We start from the raw sequence: 18,851 nt of genomic DNA, 5'->3' as shown, positions 1-18,851 counted from the left end.
ACCTCAAGAGTTCATGATGACATTCAACTCTTTGTACTTTATGGTTGCGCCATGACAAACTTAAAATTAAATATTCCTCAACGGCCGAGCTATAGCAAAGCGCAGAAAAAGCTTATCCAAGCCACTTTAGACTCATTGATGCTAGAAGGAGTGAATGGCTGCTCAGTACGTAAAATTTGTGAAAAAGCCGAGATGGCGGTTGGTTTGATTAATTATCACTTTGGTACGCTCAACGACCTATTAGCTGCAGCATATATGAATTTAGCATTGCGTTTGTTAGATGAAGCGATTGATAAATCACACCACTCTAAAAATCCAAGGCAAAGACTCTCTGTTTTTATTCAAGAGACATTCAGCAATTCGGTGATGCAACGCAGGATCCTTCGAGCTTGGGTAGTTTTCTGGGGCATGATCGATAAAGCGCCACAAATCAAAGTGGCCCACGACACATCTAACCAAGCTTTTAGAGTCTTTCTAGAACAAAGTTTTTCTGAATTAAACCAAGTCCAGGCTGTTAAACCCACGCCTCGTCTTGCCGCCATTGGACTGACCGCTATCATTGACGGTTTATGGTTAGAGTGGTGCTTATCCAGCGACACCTTTAGTGCCGAAGAAGCCGTTATTTTGTGTGAACAATGGGTGGATGCTGCCTGTGCATTACCAAGTTGCAAATAATTTAAACCAAGGTTTGCAAATACCAATCTAAAAAACTCTGCTGAAAACTTTCCATTTCAGAGAGCCTTCCAGGTTGATAAAACCTTGAATCCACACCTTTTTGGTTATTCATAATAATGCTTTTATCTGCTTGGGTAGTCACATCCCAAAGCCAAGTAAGTTGCTCAAGTTGATAATCTTGCCCCTGCACAGCGGACTCTTCAACAAACCAAGACACTTCACAGATACATTCATCAACAGAAACGGGCAGAAAGCGGTAACCAAGCATATGGTCATCATAAATGAGAAAGTAACTAAGGGGTCCAATCATCAATTCTGAGGCACCACCATCGTATTCTTGCAGCGCCCCCAGTAAGGGGGCCACAGGTTTCCCCCCTACACTTCCACTTAAAGCACCAGGAAGTAAGGGATTGCGATCATATTGATAACCTTCTTGTCCCTTTTCAGCTAAATCAAAATAACGATTGAGCGCCATAAACTTTGGGTTATCTTGATTTGCCTGTGAGAAGTTTACTTTGGCTGTTTGAAACACCTTAGGAGACTTAGCCATGGCATGTATTTGTGCAAATTCTGGATGTGAAGGTGCACAGTGATAACACTCTTGATAGTTCTCAACTGCTAACTTCCAATTAGCTAGGATCCGATAGGATTTCTGCTCGGCCAGCTTCATGGAATTCATGCCAAACAGTTTAAAGGGTTGTTTGAGATCATGACGCAAAGAATCCAAACTAAGAGGAGTGTTACTTAAACAGATAAAAATCAGCCCCCCTAAAAGCGCAACGTTTACGTGATGTAAGCCGTTTACTGAACGCGCAAAATCATCGGGCATATTGCGAGCAGAAATGAGTTCCCCATCCAAATTATAGCTCCACGCGTGATAGGGACATGTAAGAGATTTTTGCGAACCGGACTGATCTAAGCAAATTCTTGAGCCTCGATGTCGGCACAGATTCAAATGAGCTTTCACAGCTCCCACTGCAGTGCGTAAAACAATCACTGATTCGGTATCAAAATCAACCGTAAAATAATCGCCAGAACTGGGGATTTGCGAAACATGACCCGCGTATAACCAATGTTTTAAGAATATATTTTTTACCTCTGCTTGATACACATCTAGGTCTTTATAAAACGACTGGGCTAGGGAATACCCTCGTTGCTGTGCAGCCACTAGCTGTTTTAATTTATCAGATTGTGTAAGTGCCATAGAGTGAAACCAAGCAGTTTAAGCAGCGAGATTGACAGTATTGAACGAGTGTTCAATACTGTCAATCTCGCTGTGCAAATTTTTAGGAAAACAGATGTTAGATGCAATCATCATTGGTGGCGGACATAACGGGTTAGTGTGTGCCAACTATCTTGCAATGGCCGGTAAAAAAGTACGTGTGTTAGAACGTCGCGATGTGGTAGGCGGTGCTGCCGTGACCGAAGAATTCCATCCTGGTTTTCGAAATTCGGTGGCGTCTTACACGGTAAGCTTACTTAATCCCAAGGTAATTGATGATTTAGATCTACATAAAAATGGCCTAAAAATTGTACATAGGAAAGTCAACAATTTATGGCCACATGACAACCAAGACTTTTTGGCATTTGTGGTAGGCTCAGAAAATCTCGAGGCAGAAATTGCACGATTTTCTCAGCATGATGCCGATGCACTAGCGCGCTATTTTAGAGACACTGGCATGGTCGCCGATATCATTCGTGACTTTTTACTTGAAACACCACCCAATGCAGGAGGTGGGATCAGAGACATTTTTAAAGCAGCAAAATTTGGCAATCGCCTGCGCAAATTACCTATTGAAGATGAACGCATAGTAGTGGATATATTCACTAAAAGTGTTTCGGATTTTTTAGATCTGTATTTTGAAAATGAATATGTCAAAGGCGCCTTTGCTTTTGATGGCATAGTGGGTAATTACGCCGATACCCAAACACCCGGTTCTGCTTACGTTTTAATGCATCATGCCTTCGGTGAAGTAAACGGTGAAAAAGGTGTTTGGGGTCATGCTATCGGCGGTATGGGTGCCATTACTCAGGCAATGGCAAAATCTGCTGTTAGCAAAGGTGTTGAAATCCAAACGGCTGCAGCTGTCAAAAAAGTGTTAGTAAAAAATGGTCAAGCTTATGGTGTTTTGTTAGAGAGTGGCGAAACGGTAGAAGCAAGAGTGATAGTCTCAAACCTTAATCCAAGTCTGTTGTATAACCAATTAGTGGATACAAAAGAACTACCAGAAGATTTTGCGCGGCGCATGAAACATTACAAAAACGGTTCTGGCACTTTTCGGATGAATGTGGCATTAAGTGAATTACCAAAATTTACCTGCTTGGCAAAACAACAACGAGCCAGCGCTGAACACCTAACAGGCGGAATAATCATTGGCGCCACCTGTGATTACCTCGATCGAAGTTACCGGGATTCGCGAGAATTTGGCTGGTCTAAAGCGCCTATAGTTGAAATGCTGATCCCATCAACTTTAGATAATACTCTGGCCCCAGAAGGACAACATGTAGCCAGTTTGTTTTGCCAACAATTCGACCCCGATATAGATTGGGATACACACCGCGAAACAGCCGCAGATTTAATCATAGATCAGGTTGAAAAATACGCACCTGGTTTTAAACAGTCGGTGCTGGGTAGGCAAGTCTTGAGCCCCCTTGATTTAGAGCGAGTATTCGGACTGATTAAAGGTGACATTATGCATGGCAATATGAGTCTAGATCAGATGTTTAGCACTCGCCCCCTCTTAGGCCACGGCAACTATCGTTCTCCCATAAAGAATCTGTACATGTGTGGAGCAGGCACTCATCCAGGTGGCGGTGTAACAGGTGCACCTGGGCACAATGCAGCGCGGGAAATTATAAGGGATAACTAAAACCTGTCTCCACAACATGTTATCTGCCAAGCTTGACCGGGCACGCTGCATGACATACTGAGACGCCATCATTTTGGTATCGCTCAGACCTCATTTAAATTTTTTTTGAAGACTAATGCATGTTTTCGCCCTATCTGTTGACCCTATCTGCCTATGCACTTGGGCAGAATAAACAAAAAATCATAAGTCCATAATTAACATTAATTAAACATAATAAAATCAAAAGAAATACAATTCGATAATCTATATTGCGTAGATAGGCGAACAAATAATTAAGAGGAAAAAAATGGATAGACGACAAATATTAAAGTACACCGCCATGCTCACCGGCACGGCAATTTGTGCACCTCTGACGGGGATCATGCTATCTGGTTGTGACAGTCAATTAAAAGAAACCTCAACTTCCCTTTCTCCAGCAGATTTTTTCAGCGCCGAAGATTTTAATCTAATGACCCAAATAATGGATGTAATTTTACCAAGAACAGAGACTCCTTCGGCGTCAGACGTTAAGGTAAATTTCATATTGGATAGTATGTTTGCTGAAGTTTATCCTGCAGATTATCAGCAAAAATTTACCAGAATTTTTAATGAACTTAAGTCTTTTTTGGCTGCGAACCACTTCGACTCTTTAAGTTCCAGCGAACAAGAATCCTTACTTTTATCCATCGAGGTTCGTTCGGAAGATGCCCGTAATAATGCGTATTGGTCTTATATAGATATTAAACAGCAAACCGTTGCGTTTTATCTAAGCACAGAACAAATAGCAGAAAATCATCTTAACTATTTACCAATCCCCGGAGAATACAAACCCTGTGTGTCTGTAGCAGATTTGGGGGGCAAAGCATGGGCAATATAAAAATGAATAAAGAGAATACCTTTGATGCGATCGTAATTGGTTCAGGCATAAGTGGTGGCTATGCAGCAATGGAACTTTGCACTAAGGGTTACAAAACCTTGGTTCTAGAGCGTGGCCCTATGGTGCAACATGGAGATTACCCTACCGCCCATTTAGATACCTGGGATTTGCCCAATCAAGGAAAAGTATCAAAACAAGAGATCGATAGCCACTACCCCAAACAAAGTCGATTAGCTTGGTGGGTCAACGAAGATAACAAACCTTTTATTAATAAAGATGATGAATATCCCTACAACGAAGATGAGCGTTTTGACTGGATTAGAGGACATCATGTAGGTGGTCGTTCTTTAATGTGGGGGCGCCATTGTTATCGTTGGAGCGATATTGATTTTACAGCTAACAGCAAAGAAGGCGTGGCAGTTGATTGGCCGATTCGTTATGCCGACATCGAACCTTGGTATGATTATGTTGAAACTTTTGTGGGTGTCAGTGGACAAGCAGAAGGGTTGAAACAAGTGCCAGATGGAGTGTTTTTAAAACCTTTCCCACTGAATTGTGCTGAACAAAAATTTCGTGAAGCGGTAGCAGAAACTTACCCAGATCGCGTCGTTACCCCAGGACGCGTTGCTAATTTAAGTGAATACAATCCTGAAATTCATAAAGGCGCCCGTGGCCAATGTCAAAGTCGTTCACGTTGCTGGCGAGGTTGCCCATTTGGGGCTTATTTTAGTAGCCAATCAGCCACCTTACCTGTGGCCACCGAAACTGGAAACTTAACCCTAAGATCCGATAGCATAGTAATGGAAATTTTATATGATGCCGAATCAGCAAAAGCCAGTGGTGTAAGAGTTAAAGACGCCAAAACCGGCGAAGTGATTGATTACGCTGCTCGGATTATATTCTGCAATGCCAGTACTGTAGGCACTACAGCAATTTTGCTTAATAGCAGATCTGAAACCTTCCCCAATGGACTAGGTAATTCCAGTGGCGAACTTGGCCACAATATTATGGATCATCATTATGGAATGGGGGCTTATGGGCAGCTTCCGGGTCATGAAGATGATTATTACCAAGGTCGCAAACCTGTTGGTTTTTATATCCCTCGCTTTACCAATATTGATGAACAAAGCAAACGCAGCGATTACAAACGTGGCTTTGGGTATCAGGGACAAGCGATGCGCGGTAAAAACATACCAGACGGAAAAATCGGAGCCGATCTGAAGGGGGAGATATTTAAGCCAGGTGGGTACCATGTGAGTATGACCTGTTTCGGTGAAATGTTACCTCACCACGACAACCGCATGTACCTTAATTTTGATGAACGAGACCAACATGGCATGCCAATCATCACCTTTGATGCAAAATTGCGTGAAAATGATTTGGCATTGCGTGAGGATGGCGTAAAAAGTGCTGTTGAAATGCTTGAAGCAGCGGGTTGTACTCATATAGGAAGTTATAATAGCCTCACTGCCCCCGGAGCTTGCATTCATGAAATGGGTACTGCACGTATGGGCCGAGATCCCAAAACCAGTGTTTTAAATAAGTGGAATCAAATGCATGATGTGCCCAACGTTTTTGTCACCGATGGGGCTTGCATGACCAGCTCAGGAACACAAAACCCTAGTATTACTTATATGGCACTCACTGCTCGAGCAGTAGAGTACGCACATACACAAATACAGGCAGGAAAGCTGTAAGAAATCGAGATTTGTTATTCACAGAAAATATCAGTGTGCTCAATCCAAATAGTATTAAACTACTGAATTGAGCCACACTGCATGTGCTCCTGAAAATTATCACGAATTTAAAATTTCACACAACGCCCTAGAAGTAGCCTCATTAATTTCCATTTTGTCCATATTTCGCCCTAATCCAATTGGTTGGTAGAAAACAGTAATTTGCTAATGTGATTTCTATAGTGAATTAACTTTTAAAGGCCAAAAATAATAAACCCGCCATATAGGCGGGTGATTTTGCATAAAAATTAAGGACAATAATTATTTATTTTTTCTGCGCTTGCTAAAGCCAAGTCCGGCTAGTCCTAGCCCCAATAATACAAGTGTTGTTGGTTCAGGTACTGGGTTTGCAAGTGTCGGTGCAAATGCTAATGCTGAAAGAGTACCTACACCAGTAGCGCCAATCAGTGTGGTTGCGCCTGTTAACAGGTCTATAGTGTACAGATTTGACTCAGTTGAGCCACCACCACTACCTAATCTATCTACAGTGTACAGAACGTCATTTGGGTCGAAGGCCAAAATATTATCAAAGATTCCGGTACTATCAATATTTATAACAAATGTTTCTGCGCCTGTTACTTTATCAATGGTATAAATATCCCCGTCGGCGTTTTTTACGTAAACAATGTCAGAAGAATTTATATCAAGGCCCAATTGTGATGTACCAATTGAATTTGGGCCAATTTCTGTGGTGGCACCTGTCACTAGGTTTACTGTATTCAAGGTATCTGGAGAAGGCTCGCTCCACGTATATAAAACACCGGATGAATCAAAGGACATGTCAGGTGAATTTCTCCCCCAGGTCATAGTTGCAACTGCTGTGCCCAAACCTGTGGTTGTATCTATAGTGATAAGCTCCTTAGTTTCATTCGAGATGCCCCATAAAATACCGGTTACCGAATTAAAATCGATGGAGGTAACTTCATCAAAACCTGTAGCCCCAATTAAAGTTGCAGCACCAGTAACAGTATCTATGGTGTAAAGTGATGATGCTGAGCCATTTCCAGCGCCACTAACGCCATAAAGTATTGTAGCATTTGCAATAGTTGACCCGACGCTAAGTAACGTTATTAACAATCCTGAAATAATTTTATTTTTCATTTTAATTTTCTCTAGGGTAATCGATTTAATGCACACGTAATTCAAAGGCATTAATTAGGCCAGATAAATAAAGTTAAATATAATCATATGGTTATAAAAACTAGTTTTAAGAGGATGTAAAAAGTGTAAAAAATACCGACAGGTTAAATCATTAAAATTGAATTAACCGAACAGATAATTGTGGTTTAACTAAAAATTAGCTTATTAGTTCAACTTTTTTTAGTCCTTTCATTTGCCCTTAAAATTTTTGCATTTATAAAGGAAAACAATCTTCCTAAGAACCACAAGGTTATTAGCACCAAAAGTGAAGTGTTTAGGATCAAATAAATTTATCCGCTAAAGATAGTGATCTTTATCCTGCATTCGCAATAAAATACTCTTAATACAGGTCTGTTACAATCCACTGAGTATTTATCGTAAATGCCAACGAGGAAAGCATGAATACATATCAAAAATCACAGCAAGCCATTGCTGCACTGACACCAGAACAGTTTCGGGTAACCCAAAAAAATGGCACTGAACATCCAGGAACCGGTGAATTATTAGATAATACTTTACCTGGCATATACGTAGATATTGTTTCAGGTGAACCTTTATTCGCTTCATCTGCTAAATATGAATCTGGCTGCGGTTGGCCAAGCTTTACTAAAGTAATAGAAGCTATTAACGTTAATGAAATTATCGATAATTCCCATGGTATGACGCGCACCGAAGTGCGCTCCTTTCATGGTGACAGTCACCTAGGGCATGTGTTTCCTGATGGTCCTAAAGACCAAGGAGGGCTGCGTTATTGTATTAATTCTGCTTCACTTCGTTTTGTCCATAAAAATGACATGGCAAACCAAGGGTATGAAGCCTATTTAGATCAAGTTGAGGAGTGTTAATCATGGCAATTGAACGTGCAGTATTAGCCGGTGGCTGTTTTTGGGGCATGCAAGATCTTATTCGCAAACGTCCCGGCATTCACTCCACTCGAGTGGGATATACAGGGGGCGAAGTTGCTAATGCAACTTACCGTAATCATGGCAACCACGCAGAGGCGATTGAGATAATATTTGATACTGACGTGATCAGTTATCGAGATATTTTAGAATTTTTCTTTCAAATTCATGATCCTAGCACGGTAAATAGGCAAGGTAACGATACTGGTTCTTCCTACCGCTCGGCTATTTATTACACCTCCGAAGAACAAAAAGTCATAGCGCTAAATACTATTATCGATGTCGATGCGTCGGGATTATGGCCAGGAAAAGTCGTCACTGAAGTAGAGCCTGTTGGTGATTTTTGGGAAGCTGAGCCAGAACATCAAGATTATTTAGAAAACCGGCCCGATGGGTACACTTGCCATTTCCCTAGACCTGATTGGAAATTACCTTCAGCCTAGCTGGGCATTTAAATCACTACTACAACCGCCCCTAAAACATTAAGTACAACAAGTTTAAGTGGCGGTTGTAATCTCAAAAGTGAAAACGCTTTATTCTTTCACAAGGCCAAGCAATATTACTCGAGTGAATTGATGATATTTTGCATTGTTAAGGTTTGGGTTTTCGTACCTGCCTTAAATGCTGAAAACTGATTAAAATCAACCTCTTGCCATTTCTCTTGTTGTACAAAGTTTAAATAATTCGTCACATTATTTTTATTAATCACTTCAAAATCATAATGCGAATTGTGATCAGAAAATCTATCTATTGTTTGGTGATAGTCAAAAATCTTAGTAATAGCGATAGCCCCCATCAAGAAGTGTCCACCTACAGAAGCGGTAATCTCACCTTGTTGAATTTTTAGTAGCGCCTCAGGAAGCCAGTCAAATCCACCTATAACCATAGGTTTGTTAGACAATAGTTGATATTGCTGCAACGTTTTCATTGTAAGTTGACCACTTGCACACCAAAAAATATTGGTTTGCGGATATCGCTTAAGTATAGTTTCAAAGTTAGCCGCAATGTTTTTGGGATCCCAATAGGTCGGAAAAATCTGATTTAAATCAACGTCATTACGCCTTAATAAAGCGGTTAACGCTTGCTCTCTGGCGCTGGACAGATAATCAAAATTTCCACCAATTCCAGTGATTGATGGTTTAATGTCAGGATGGCGACTAATGTGCTCTTCAAGTAAAGCATTTAACAGTAACTCCCCTCCTCGGGCGTTGTCGTAAGCCACTTCACCAATCCAGTGCTTATATTTTTGTTTAGGCTTCAGTAGCTCAGATGCATTTTTGTCAGAAAACGCCTGCTCTAAGGTGACAAATTCAATAGCATTCGCTTCAAGGGTGTCAAAAACACTAGCTGTATTACCATGATACGGACGAAAAATAAGATAATCGGGTTTGGTTGGATGTGCGGTAATTTCTTCGATTATTTCTAAGGTAGTGAAACGATTCACCCCCCCATAAATGACCTCTAGCTCAACTCCTAAACTTTTAGCAGAGGCAATACTGGCTTGATATACCATGTTCCAAAACGCGGCGCCTTCTTGATCCGGAATAATCAGAATAACCTTGATGGCAAAAGCACATTGAGAAAACAAAAGAGTTGCCAGTAATGCAAATAATTTCAAATTCATTAGCAGGAAAATCCTTTTCAAACAGACAATTAAAAACAATCATAGTTGAAAGTCATGAGAATACCTAGTAATCCACCCAGCATGTGCCAGCCATTTTGGGAATGGCAGCTAATCTCAAAACAGCAAAGTCAGATGTTCAGTAAAATAAAAGGCCTAGTGACCTTGGCATGTTTCTTTAAGAGATTTGAGTATTTCAGCACCAATTTGACCGTCTATCGCTGCGCACAAAAATGGTGCGTAACTCACTGGTCTGATGTTAGGATTATTGAATCTATCACCATTAAAAGACCTCCACTTTATGAAGCGCTTCTTAACAATCCTCGTTATTTTTGTTGTTATCATTGGTGCCACCAGCACTTGGTATATTAACAGTAAACAGCCGCAGCGCAGTGGTGAAGTAAGTTTGGCCAATTTACAAGCGCCTGTTAGTGTGCGCTATGATGAACGTGGCGTACCACATATTCAGGCACAGCACGAAGCGGATATGTATCGCACACTTGGCTACGTACATGCACAAGATCGTTTATTTCAAATGGAAATGGTACGCCGCTTAGCTCGAGGTGAATTGGCCGCGATCCTTGGGCCAAAACTGCTCAACAGCGACAGGTTATTTCGTAGTCTGGGGATCCGTGCTCATGCCGATGCCTATGCCGCAAAAATGGATCCTAACTCCCCAGCGACTAAAGCCTTGGAAGCATACTTAGATGGTATCAACCAATATCAAAACACCCATCCAGTCCCCCTAGAGTTCGATATTTTGGGGATTACAAAACGCCCTTTCACCCCTAAGGACACGGTTAGTGTTGCTGGATACATGGCCTACAGTTTTGCGGCAGCTTTTCGCACTGAACCGGTATTAACTTTTATTCGTGATCAACTGGGCTCTGAATACTTAGATGTATTTGATTTAGCTTGGCACCCCGAAGGGGTTGTGGCCACAAACTTAGAGGCCAATGATTGGCAAGACCTGAACCTCCTTGCTCAACTCAGCCAACAAGCGGTGGCAGATAGTGGTTTAGCATTATTTGAAGGCAGCAATGCTTGGGCAGTGTCGGGTAACCGCACTACCAGCGGTAAACCACTGTTAGCGGGTGACCCACATATTGGTTTTGCGGTTCCCTCTGTATGGTACGAAGCACACTTGTCTTACCCAGGATTTGAGCTTTACGGCCATCATCAAGCACTCACTGCAACCGCTTCACTAGGGCATAACCTAGACTTTGGTTGGAGTCTTACTATGTTTCAAAACGACGATATCGACCTCATCGCAGAAAAACTCAACCCCAACAATGCCAATCAAGTCTGGTATCAAGATCAATGGGTGGAGTTACAAAGTCGCAATGAACAAATCGAAGTCAAAGGAGCAGATCCGGTGACAGTCACCTTACGCAGCTCACCTCACGGACCAATCATTAACGATGCACTAGGCAAACATGCGGGCACAACACCTATCGCCATGTGGTGGGCATTCCTTGAAACCGACAACCCAATCCTAGAAGGTTTTTACCAACTTAACCGCGCCGATACCCTTGAAAAAGCGCGCGTTGCCAGTTCGAAAATTCATGCCCCTGGACTTAATATAGTCTGGGCTAATGCTAAGGGTGATATTGGTTGGTGGGCGGCCGCTAAACTGCCACTTCGCCCCAGTGGTGTCAACCCTAGTTTTATCCTCGATGGCAGCAGTTATGAAGCAGATAAACTCGGGTTTGCGCCTTTTAGTGCTAATCCCCAAGAAGAAAACCCAGCCCGTGGTTATATCGTTTCAGCCAATTACCAACCCGTTCCAGACAGCGGTATTGAAGTGCCGGGTTACTACAATTTACCTGCCAGGGGAATTCGCCTAAATAAAGGTTTAGCCGACAATAGCGTGAAATGGAACCTAGAAAACAGTCAGGCATTGCAACTCGACACAGGCAGCGGCTATGCCCAGCGCTTACTTAAACCTTTACTACCTATCATTCAAGCTGCCGCCAGTGCCGAAGAACAAGGACTGGTGCAGTTACTCAGTAATTGGAATGGGGAGCACAACCTTGAAGACATCGCGCCAACAATTTTTAACCAATTAGTGTACCAACTCGCATTTGAAGCAATGGCAGACGAGATGGGCGAGAGTTTTTTTAACACCTTGCTGCGCACTCGCGTAATCGACTATGCCTTGCCGCGCTTAGCGGCAGAGGCCCACTCACCTTGGTGGGATAATCGCGACACAGCAACCACCGAAGACCGTGTCGAAACCGTCAAGGTAGCGTGGCGAGCTAGTTTAGAACACTTAAGTAACACCCTTGGTGCCAACACTGCCAATTGGAAATGGGGCACAGCACATACCCTCACCCATGGACATCCACTAGGCCAGCAAAAACCTTTAGATAGTTTATTTAATGTGGGGCAGTTTGCCGCACCTGGTGGACACGAGACTCCTAATAACTTGTCCCATAAATTGGGTCCTGCACCTTGGACTGTGGTTTATGGCCCTTCTACACGTCGATTAATCGACTTTGCCGACCCTAGCCAAGCACTGGGTAGCAACCCTGTAGGCCAAAGTGGAGTGTTATTTGATCAACATTATCAAGATCAGGCACAGTCCTATATCAATGGCCAATACATGAAACAGCACTTTAACGAAGCCGATGTAACTGCCCACACTCAAAGTACTTTACTGCTAGTGCCGCTGCATTAACAGGCCAGCCATAGATATAAATAATGGCATCGAGGGATATAGGCACAATAAATGTTATTGCCCTAGTTATCGCATCCTAATGATTGGAAAATTTATTATTATCTCCTAAGTGGTCACTTTGAAACGGTGCTCAAGCAATAACTTTCCAATATGGAAAGTTATTGCTTGCCAAATTGGAAAGTGTAGATTACATTACTTTCCTAATTGGAAAGTAACTAGGGATTTTTTATGAATAAAGATACACAAGCTGTTTCAGCAACCGAGGCTAAATCGACTCTAGAGTCATTAGCTATGATTGAAAAAAACACCACTATTTCCCTCAGAGCACCGCTATGGCTTAACCTTATTATTTCCTGTGCTTATGGTATGGGAGTGTTTTCTTGGGCAACAACTCGCCACGACAACCAGTGGATCTTAGGTGCCATTATCTCTGCGCTAGTGTTTACTATTGGAGTGGGGTTTTATTTATATCGCAGTCGCCTTTTAGGTGTAAAACCTAAGATAGTCGCCAGAAGTCAATCAGAAATGTTATTCGGTTTTATTTTAGCGATATTTTTTGGCGCGATCGTTGTTTTTAGCCGAGAATTATCCAAGGATGGCATTTGGTGGGCATCCTATGCAGGTGGCATCATTGCAGCCATAGCATTGGGTTATGTTAGTCACCGTTTTCCTTCAGGTGATTACAAAGCAGGCGTCAATAAAAATGACTAGTGCCAATTTTGATCCCCTTATTCATGCACAACACAGGTTACAAATATGCGCCATATTAGCCCTCACCGATGAGATTGAATTCAAAATAATCCGCGAGAAATTAGAGGTCAGTGACTCTGTGCTTTCAAAACACCTCAAGTCACTCGAGGAAGCAAATTATGTTCAATTGACCAAACGCAAAGAAATGGGTCGACAACGCACTTGGCTGTCTTTAACCGTAAAAGGACGTGTCGCTTTCAAAGCCCATGTGAAAGCCCTGCAAAATATAGTTGATAACGTTTCGGAAAGTACATAGATTTTTACTTTCAACAAAACGAAATTAAGCACGCTGTTTAACTTCATACCAAATAGGCTGGCAATAGGGGTTGACCAATGACCCATTATTTTAGTGGTAATTTTAATTAAAAAAGGGGCCTTTCACAGCCCCCAAAATAAACACAGCTCAGTGTATTAACGCTTTAAATGAGTTCTTCATGTTCGTGCATCACATCAAAGAAGTCCTTAAAGGAATGTGCGGTGGCATTAATGTATACAGGCTCATGCAACACCCTGCTGATATCTGTTGATGAAATTAGCCCACAAATTTTGTTGTTTTCATCCAACACTTGAATATGCGCTTCACCAAGTGACTCCATGGTTTGTTTGATATCACCGATACAAGCTCTGTGAACCTGACTTTTTCGCAAAGCGGGCATTTTGTAAGTGAGGCTCATGACATCTGCCACTGTTAAATCAGCCCTTGCCACACCTTTTCGCTTTGCCACCATTAACACCACTCGGCTAACCAAGGTAAAGCCGCTGATCACCCCTAACAATTTCGAATCCATCCCAATGTATAATGTCGACTTTCTATTACTTAGCCTCATCACTGTTAACGCTTCATCAATGCTGGTATCAGGAGAAAGCATTTGCGAAATAACACAATTAATGTCGTTAACCACATACTCAGCTGGGCTATAGACATCCAAAGGAGTAAGAGTTTCGTCTGACACAGTTGCGCAAGCAATACTGCTATCCACAGTAGGAATTATTTTAAAAGTATTCATTTTAATTCACCAAAAATATTGTTTGATTTTCCTACAAAATTACTCTGTAGAGTTAAAAGTTATTTAAATCAAGACTTTTGGTGGGGCCCGGGTAAGAGGCCTTAAATAGGAAAAGTTTAGGCAGGGAAGTGTTTTGCTTGAGACAACCACAGCATTATGGGCAATGCCAAAGTCAGTGGTATTCTCATATGTGAAGTCGACACTGTGATCATCTACTTCATCTTCAAAAGCACTATCAGCGATACATTGAAAATCAACAAGGTACAAGACCTTATCATGGGAAGTAACATCTCGCGCTTCAGCAAAGTTAACAAACGATACCGACCAAAATACCAACAGCAATAAAGCCAGATTACACTTAATAGTGCAATTTTCGAGTGGGTATTTGACTGGTAAAGTAGCGTTCATGTCTTAAATAATATGGGGGTAAGTAAAAAACACAAGTGAAGTCTGTCGTGAATTTCCGTCAATTCAACCTAATAATGTTAGGAACGGCAAATACAGTCTATTTTTTTGAGCGTCAGCCAATAAACTTTGCATTAATCTATGTTCGCAAGGCCGAATATGCCATTGTTTTTGGTAGATAATCTATGCAGCTCGCTATTGAGGATCTATTGGTTCTTCATCCATTTCATTTTCAGCATCCTCTTCACCCAACAGGCTTTCACTAGAGGCATCATAGTTAAAGGCCCCTAAAAATGTCGTGTATACATCCGCCGATACACCACTCGCCTTAACGCTGTATTCCTGCTCAAAAAGTAAAATTATCCAAGTCACTTGTTGCATATTATTTTTCTTGGCTTTACTCATCAAATTAACGATAAATGAACTAGAGCATGAACAACCACCCGCCGCTTCGTGTATATCAATAGTACCGGTATGGGCTCCATTAGTTTCCATATGCTGCGGTGAAAAATAACGGATCTTATAATTGTCTGACCAAGTATTTCTGGCCCTAGTACCTTTTTTAAAAAACGTCTCCTCAAAATACTCATCAGGAATATCGGCGTAAGGGTACTGCGACGCCCATACGGACACCTTACCCTTAGTATTAAAAAGCAAAGACTTGTCATTAGAGGAATGTGTATCTTGATTCATTAAAGGGGAACTGCCAGTGACTGGGGATAGACATAGTCTATTATAGTGGCCGGTGAATGAATAGGTTGGTGAGTCACCTTAATCTTATTCAGCACCGGCATAACAAGTCGTCATTTATCACTATCCATAAGGTCGTTATGGATTGATCCGCAAAAAATGAATAGCACTTTTAGTTGCTACAAAGGTTGTATTTGCATTACGTCCTCTTGGCTCGCCTGGTGCTGCGTAGTTTAATTCATCATTCATGATCCTCTTGCCATCGAAGAAATCAATATGGTCGCCTCCGGCACTAGAACTAGCACGACCACCACGTAGATCGTCAAAAAACACTATGCCAGGTGTTCTAAACACTGTGTTGTAGACATCCTCTCCAGAAAGCCGCCTATTAATTCGGTAAGTGGTAAACCGCCAAAACGAACTAAGATGATCAAATAGTCGCTGTGCTCGGGCATCATGAGGTACCTCAATGTGTCCTCCACAATGCCGGTTATTTGCACCATGAACAATCAAGCGCACTCCCGCAGCTGCTCGCATATGAAACCCAATATTGGCACGACCTAGAGCAATAGAAAGACGGATAGCACATTGATTTCTAATACGCCCATTTGAATTCGAGTTTTGACAGGGTTTACCGCCGCAAGAGACAAACCTGTTATATTCCTGCCTAAGCTTGGCTGCGCTGGGAATCCTAGGGATGCCAACGGGCAATGTGGAGGGGGTTTCTACACTAGGTGTTACAACAGAGGGCGCAGAAGCAACCACAGGCACTAAGCCTCGCGCGGCGGCCAAATCATCCAATGCTTCTAAAGTGTTAGCGCCAACTATTCCATCGCCAAAACCACGACTATTGGCCATAGAGTTGTCTTCTTGAAATTTTCGTACTGCTTCGAATGTTTCACCTGAAAAGTCACCGTCAAAGGTGCCATTGGGGCGGATTGAGCGCCTCATGGTGGAAATTTCTAAGTCGCGTAGCGCCTGCTGCACTAAGGCAACGGCGGCGGTATCGTTTTCCCCACGGCGCATTGGGGGAGAATTAGTGGCAGCTTGATTGAGGCGAGTGTTTTGTGAAAATAACTGACTGTGCAACATACTTTTCTTCCTTAAAAATTGTGGGAAATCCCCTTTAATTAGTTGGGTCTTTTCTCAACAAAACATGAATCTACAATCAGTTCACTCAAACAACTGGTGAAAATTTCAATCCAAAGTCAATCCTTGACCCTCTTAACGAATGTTATAGAAATCGACATTTCCTACTCAACTTCATCCGTCAAATTTAAGTATAGAAACAAGTAACTGAAAGCGCCTATTTAAATAGGCCGATACCGTGCAAACTATCGCTGTTACCACAGTAAAAGGTTTAAAAAAATATAAAAACCATGGATCCCAGCGTCATAGTGAATTAACTTGTAGCTATCTTAAGTACCCAACTTTATAGCTACTATGTATCAACTAATCTACGTGAGTGATAAACCATCGACTTTTACGCCAAATGATATGAATGACATTCTGCGTAGTGCCCGGGAAAACAATGCCAAATATGGCATTACTGGTTTGTTAGTCGAACTTCCAGAGCACTTCATTCAGATCCTCGAAGGTACTCAAGATAATGTTGAGTACATCTTTAATCTCATTTACGAAGACCCAAGACATAAAAATATACGAGTGCTATTAACTGCAAAAACCAGAGCCAGAGAAATAGAAGCCTGGGATATGGGATTATCTGAAGAATTAGACCCAACTCAGCTCAAAGACGCGCTGTATATACTGAATAACTTTAGCGAGAAGCAAAATTTTTCTGATATTCATCGCCAAAGTTTAAAATTATTACTGACAAGTTTAAGTCATAAATAATCCAAACATGGATATCTTCACGCCCAATAGAATATCTGGGTAAAGCTCGTACTCAACCTTAAAGTATCCACAAAAAGTCTATGCGCCAAAATCTAGTCTATTTATTATTGAGTCTGCCCCTTGTGCTGCTATTTGCGTGGTTCTTCCTAGATAAACGCAACAAAAAACAAACTGAATTAAAACGTCAACGATTAAGAACGCAACCTTTGCCACCGGAGTACTTAGCTATTCTGCAGAATGAATTTCCGTTGTATTTGCGTTTGCCAAACGAATTGCAAAACATATTAGCCGGTCATATTCAGGTGTTTTTGGATGAGAAAGACATAGTTGGCCGTGATGGCCTCGAAATCACTGACAGGATCAGAGTATTAATTGCCGCGCAAGCTTGCTTATTAATACTCAATCGGCCAGGTAATTATTATCCAGGATTTCGCAGCATACTGGTGTACCCCAGTACCTATGTGGCGAGTAGTACCCGAAGTGATGGCATGTTACATATCACAGACACCAGTACCCGAGCCGGCGAGTCTTGGCATCGAGGTCCAATAGTATTAGCTTGGGATCATGTGTTACAAGGCGCCAGAGATAGTCGCGATGGACGCAACGTGGTGATGCATGAATTTGCCCATAAACTAGACGAAGAAAACGCCGCTATGGATGGACTGCCTTTACTGCCCACTGCAGAACAATATCAACAATGGTCACAAGTATTAAATGCCGAGTTCAAAGTGCAACAACAAAAGTGGGCTGAAGGTGTTGATGATGTGATTGATAGTTATGGTGCCACCTCCCCCGCCGAGTTTTTTGCAGTGGTGACTGAAACCTTTTTTGAGAAGCCCCACCAGCTAGAACGCCATCATCCACAACTCTATGACCAATTTAAGCAGTGTTATATGCTCGACCCTAAACCATGGTCTCAATTGAAAAAGTGAATGACTTATCCATTTAAGGTTTAGCGACTATTTCTGCCCCTTTTTGTTGATATAATGCCAGGACTCACTCCTTAGTAAATTGCCGAAAATAAAGGTTTGTTTGTCGATAAACATAAATAGCGCCAACCCATTCATTGCGAATAAAACCATTTGCAATGTATGGGGAAGATTAAACTATACCCTAGATTAAAAAGAGGAATAAATGGCAAAAAATCAAAAAGCACTCAACAAGGGTTCGAAAGGCCAGAACCGTAAGGGTAGCGAAGCCTTCGTCGCAAAATATGCCAACAAAACAGACGTTATCCAACATGATTCAGGGCTAATGTATCGTATTGTGGAAGAGTCGCAAGGCCCTTCACCTACTATGCAAAATGAAGTGGTCGTCAATCAACGCATTTTGAATTTTGATGGCAGTGTTATTGCCGATACCTACAAAAGCGGATTTACCGATCGTTTTACCCTCAAAGAAGCGATTCCTGGTTTACAGCAAGGTTTACAGTTGATGACTTTAGGAAGTCGTTTTGAATTTGTGGTCCCCCCAGAACTCGCATGGGGAAAACGTGGAGTAGGCAATAAAATTGGCCCTAATGCTCTATTGGTATTTGATGTCAGGCTTTTGGAAATAGCCTAAATCGAAATTGCCTGTCCTAAAGTAACAACCCATCTATATTAACCTGAGCTCGGGATAAGCCACACCGTCCAGCACTACTATTATTGAATAAAATTACGAGCA

19 protein-coding genes are annotated in these 18,851 nt (G+C 41.9%); 12 read left to right on the top strand and 7 right to left on the bottom strand.

From position 1 onward, the window contains the following. Positions 1-51: 51 nt before the first annotated feature. A complete protein-coding gene (locus tag AAC000_RS13665; RefSeq protein WP_339723348.1) occupies positions 52-675 on the top strand; it encodes a TetR family transcriptional regulator C-terminal domain-containing protein in 624 nt (207 codons plus the stop codon). Between the two features lies 1 nt (position 676). Here AAC000_RS13665 and AAC000_RS13660 read toward each other — a convergent pair whose 3' ends face one another. Continuing rightward, positions 677-1,879, bottom strand: coding sequence for an aromatic ring-hydroxylating dioxygenase subunit alpha (locus tag AAC000_RS13660; RefSeq protein WP_339723347.1), 1,203 nt, complete (start codon positions 1,877-1,879; stop codon positions 677-679). A gap of 94 nt (positions 1,880-1,973) precedes the next feature. On the opposite strand from AAC000_RS13660, the gene AAC000_RS13655 reads away from it, so the two are divergent. From AAC000_RS13655 to AAC000_RS13645, 3 genes are all read left to right on the top strand, one after another. Then, positions 1,974-3,545, top strand: a complete 1,572-nt coding sequence (locus AAC000_RS13655) for an NAD(P)/FAD-dependent oxidoreductase (RefSeq protein ID WP_339723346.1) — start codon at positions 1,974-1,976, stop codon at positions 3,543-3,545. Between the two features lie 286 nt (positions 3,546-3,831). Beyond that, positions 3,832-4,401 carry a gluconate 2-dehydrogenase subunit 3 family protein gene (locus AAC000_RS13650; RefSeq protein ID WP_339723345.1) on the top strand — a complete coding sequence of 190 codons (570 nt, stop codon included), beginning with the start codon at positions 3,832-3,834 and terminating at the stop codon, positions 4,399-4,401. Next, positions 4,389-6,098, top strand: coding sequence for a GMC family oxidoreductase (locus AAC000_RS13645; protein ID WP_339723344.1), 1,710 nt, complete (start codon positions 4,389-4,391; stop codon positions 6,096-6,098). Before AAC000_RS13650 ends, AAC000_RS13645 begins: the two co-directional genes overlap by 13 nt. A gap of 300 nt (positions 6,099-6,398) precedes the next feature. Here the strand turns inward: AAC000_RS13645 and AAC000_RS13640 are convergent, their stop codons facing one another. Next, entirely contained in the window at positions 6,399-7,238 is an 840-nt protein-coding gene (locus AAC000_RS13640) for a PEP-CTERM sorting domain-containing protein (RefSeq protein ID WP_339723343.1), read from the bottom strand. Between the two features lie 437 nt (positions 7,239-7,675). On the opposite strand from AAC000_RS13640, the gene msrB reads away from it, so the two are divergent. Both msrB and msrA read left to right on the top strand, forming a co-directional pair. Next, positions 7,676-8,122 carry a peptide-methionine (R)-S-oxide reductase MsrB gene (gene msrB, locus AAC000_RS13635; protein WP_339723342.1) on the top strand — a complete coding sequence of 149 codons (447 nt, stop codon included), beginning with the start codon at positions 7,676-7,678 and terminating at the stop codon, positions 8,120-8,122. A 2-nt stretch (positions 8,123-8,124) separates the two neighbouring features. After that, positions 8,125-8,622, top strand: a complete 498-nt coding sequence (msrA, locus tag AAC000_RS13630) for a peptide-methionine (S)-S-oxide reductase MsrA (protein ID WP_339723341.1) — start codon at positions 8,125-8,127, stop codon at positions 8,620-8,622. 116 nt (positions 8,623-8,738) lie between these two features. Here msrA and AAC000_RS13625 read toward each other — a convergent pair whose 3' ends face one another. Beyond that, positions 8,739-9,803 (bottom strand): ABC transporter substrate-binding protein, encoded by a 1,065-nt coding sequence (locus AAC000_RS13625; RefSeq protein WP_339723340.1) that lies wholly within the window; start codon positions 9,801-9,803, stop codon positions 8,739-8,741. Between the two features lie 298 nt (positions 9,804-10,101). Between AAC000_RS13625 and AAC000_RS13620 the strand changes: the two genes are divergently transcribed. From AAC000_RS13620 to AAC000_RS13610, 3 genes are all read left to right on the top strand, one after another. Then, positions 10,102-12,480 carry a penicillin acylase family protein gene (locus AAC000_RS13620; protein WP_339723339.1) on the top strand — a complete coding sequence of 793 codons (2,379 nt, stop codon included), beginning with the start codon at positions 10,102-10,104 and terminating at the stop codon, positions 12,478-12,480. Positions 12,481-12,708: 228 nt separating this feature from the next. Continuing rightward, the gene (locus AAC000_RS13615; RefSeq protein ID WP_339723338.1) at positions 12,709-13,191 is read left to right on the top strand and encodes a hypothetical protein; all 483 of its coding nucleotides are present in this window, start codon (positions 12,709-12,711) and stop codon (positions 13,189-13,191) included. Next, positions 13,184-13,486 carry a transcriptional regulator gene (locus AAC000_RS13610; protein ID WP_339723337.1) on the top strand — a complete coding sequence of 101 codons (303 nt, stop codon included), beginning with the start codon at positions 13,184-13,186 and terminating at the stop codon, positions 13,484-13,486. The genes AAC000_RS13615 and AAC000_RS13610 overlap by 8 nt, the downstream gene beginning before the upstream one ends. A 163-nt stretch (positions 13,487-13,649) precedes the next feature. Here the strand turns inward: AAC000_RS13610 and AAC000_RS13605 are convergent, their stop codons facing one another. The 4 genes from AAC000_RS13605 to AAC000_RS13590 all read right to left on the bottom strand — a co-directional run bounded on the left by AAC000_RS13605 (position 13,650) and on the right by AAC000_RS13590 (position 16,424). Then, positions 13,650-14,237 (bottom strand): CBS domain-containing protein, encoded by a 588-nt coding sequence (locus AAC000_RS13605; RefSeq protein WP_339723336.1) that lies wholly within the window; start codon positions 14,235-14,237, stop codon positions 13,650-13,652. Positions 14,238-14,300: 63 nt separating this feature from the next. Continuing rightward, the gene (locus AAC000_RS13600; RefSeq protein WP_339723335.1) at positions 14,301-14,645 is read right to left on the bottom strand and encodes a hypothetical protein; all 345 of its coding nucleotides are present in this window, start codon (positions 14,643-14,645) and stop codon (positions 14,301-14,303) included. 192 nt (positions 14,646-14,837) lie between these two features. Next, the gene (locus AAC000_RS13595; protein ID WP_339723334.1) at positions 14,838-15,335 is read right to left on the bottom strand and encodes an immunity 22 family protein; all 498 of its coding nucleotides are present in this window, start codon (positions 15,333-15,335) and stop codon (positions 14,838-14,840) included. A gap of 135 nt (positions 15,336-15,470) precedes the next feature. After that, positions 15,471-16,424: a peptidoglycan-binding domain-containing protein gene (locus AAC000_RS13590; RefSeq protein ID WP_339723333.1), complete on the bottom strand. Its 954-nt coding sequence runs from the start codon at positions 16,422-16,424 to the stop codon at positions 15,471-15,473. 351 nt (positions 16,425-16,775) lie between these two features. On the opposite strand from AAC000_RS13590, the gene AAC000_RS13585 reads away from it, so the two are divergent. The 3 genes from AAC000_RS13585 to AAC000_RS13575 all read left to right on the top strand — a co-directional run bounded on the left by AAC000_RS13585 (position 16,776) and on the right by AAC000_RS13575 (position 18,749). Then, positions 16,776-17,186 (top strand): BLUF domain-containing protein, encoded by a 411-nt coding sequence (locus tag AAC000_RS13585; protein WP_339723332.1) that lies wholly within the window; start codon positions 16,776-16,778, stop codon positions 17,184-17,186. An 80-nt stretch (positions 17,187-17,266) separates the two neighbouring features. After that, positions 17,267-18,118: a M90 family metallopeptidase gene (locus AAC000_RS13580; protein ID WP_339723331.1), complete on the top strand. Its 852-nt coding sequence runs from the start codon at positions 17,267-17,269 to the stop codon at positions 18,116-18,118. 202 nt (positions 18,119-18,320) lie between these two features. After that, positions 18,321-18,749, top strand: coding sequence for an FKBP-type peptidyl-prolyl cis-trans isomerase (locus AAC000_RS13575; RefSeq protein ID WP_339723330.1), 429 nt, complete (start codon positions 18,321-18,323; stop codon positions 18,747-18,749). The last annotated feature ends 102 nt before the right edge of the window (positions 18,750-18,851 follow it).

The sequence above is a fragment of the uncultured Paraglaciecola sp. genome (assembly GCF_963977085.1).
Taxonomy (GTDB): domain Bacteria; phylum Pseudomonadota; class Gammaproteobacteria; order Enterobacterales; family Alteromonadaceae; genus Paraglaciecola.
The sequence above is the reverse complement of the archived record's forward strand: the minus strand, read 5'-3'. Positions and strand labels throughout refer to the sequence as shown.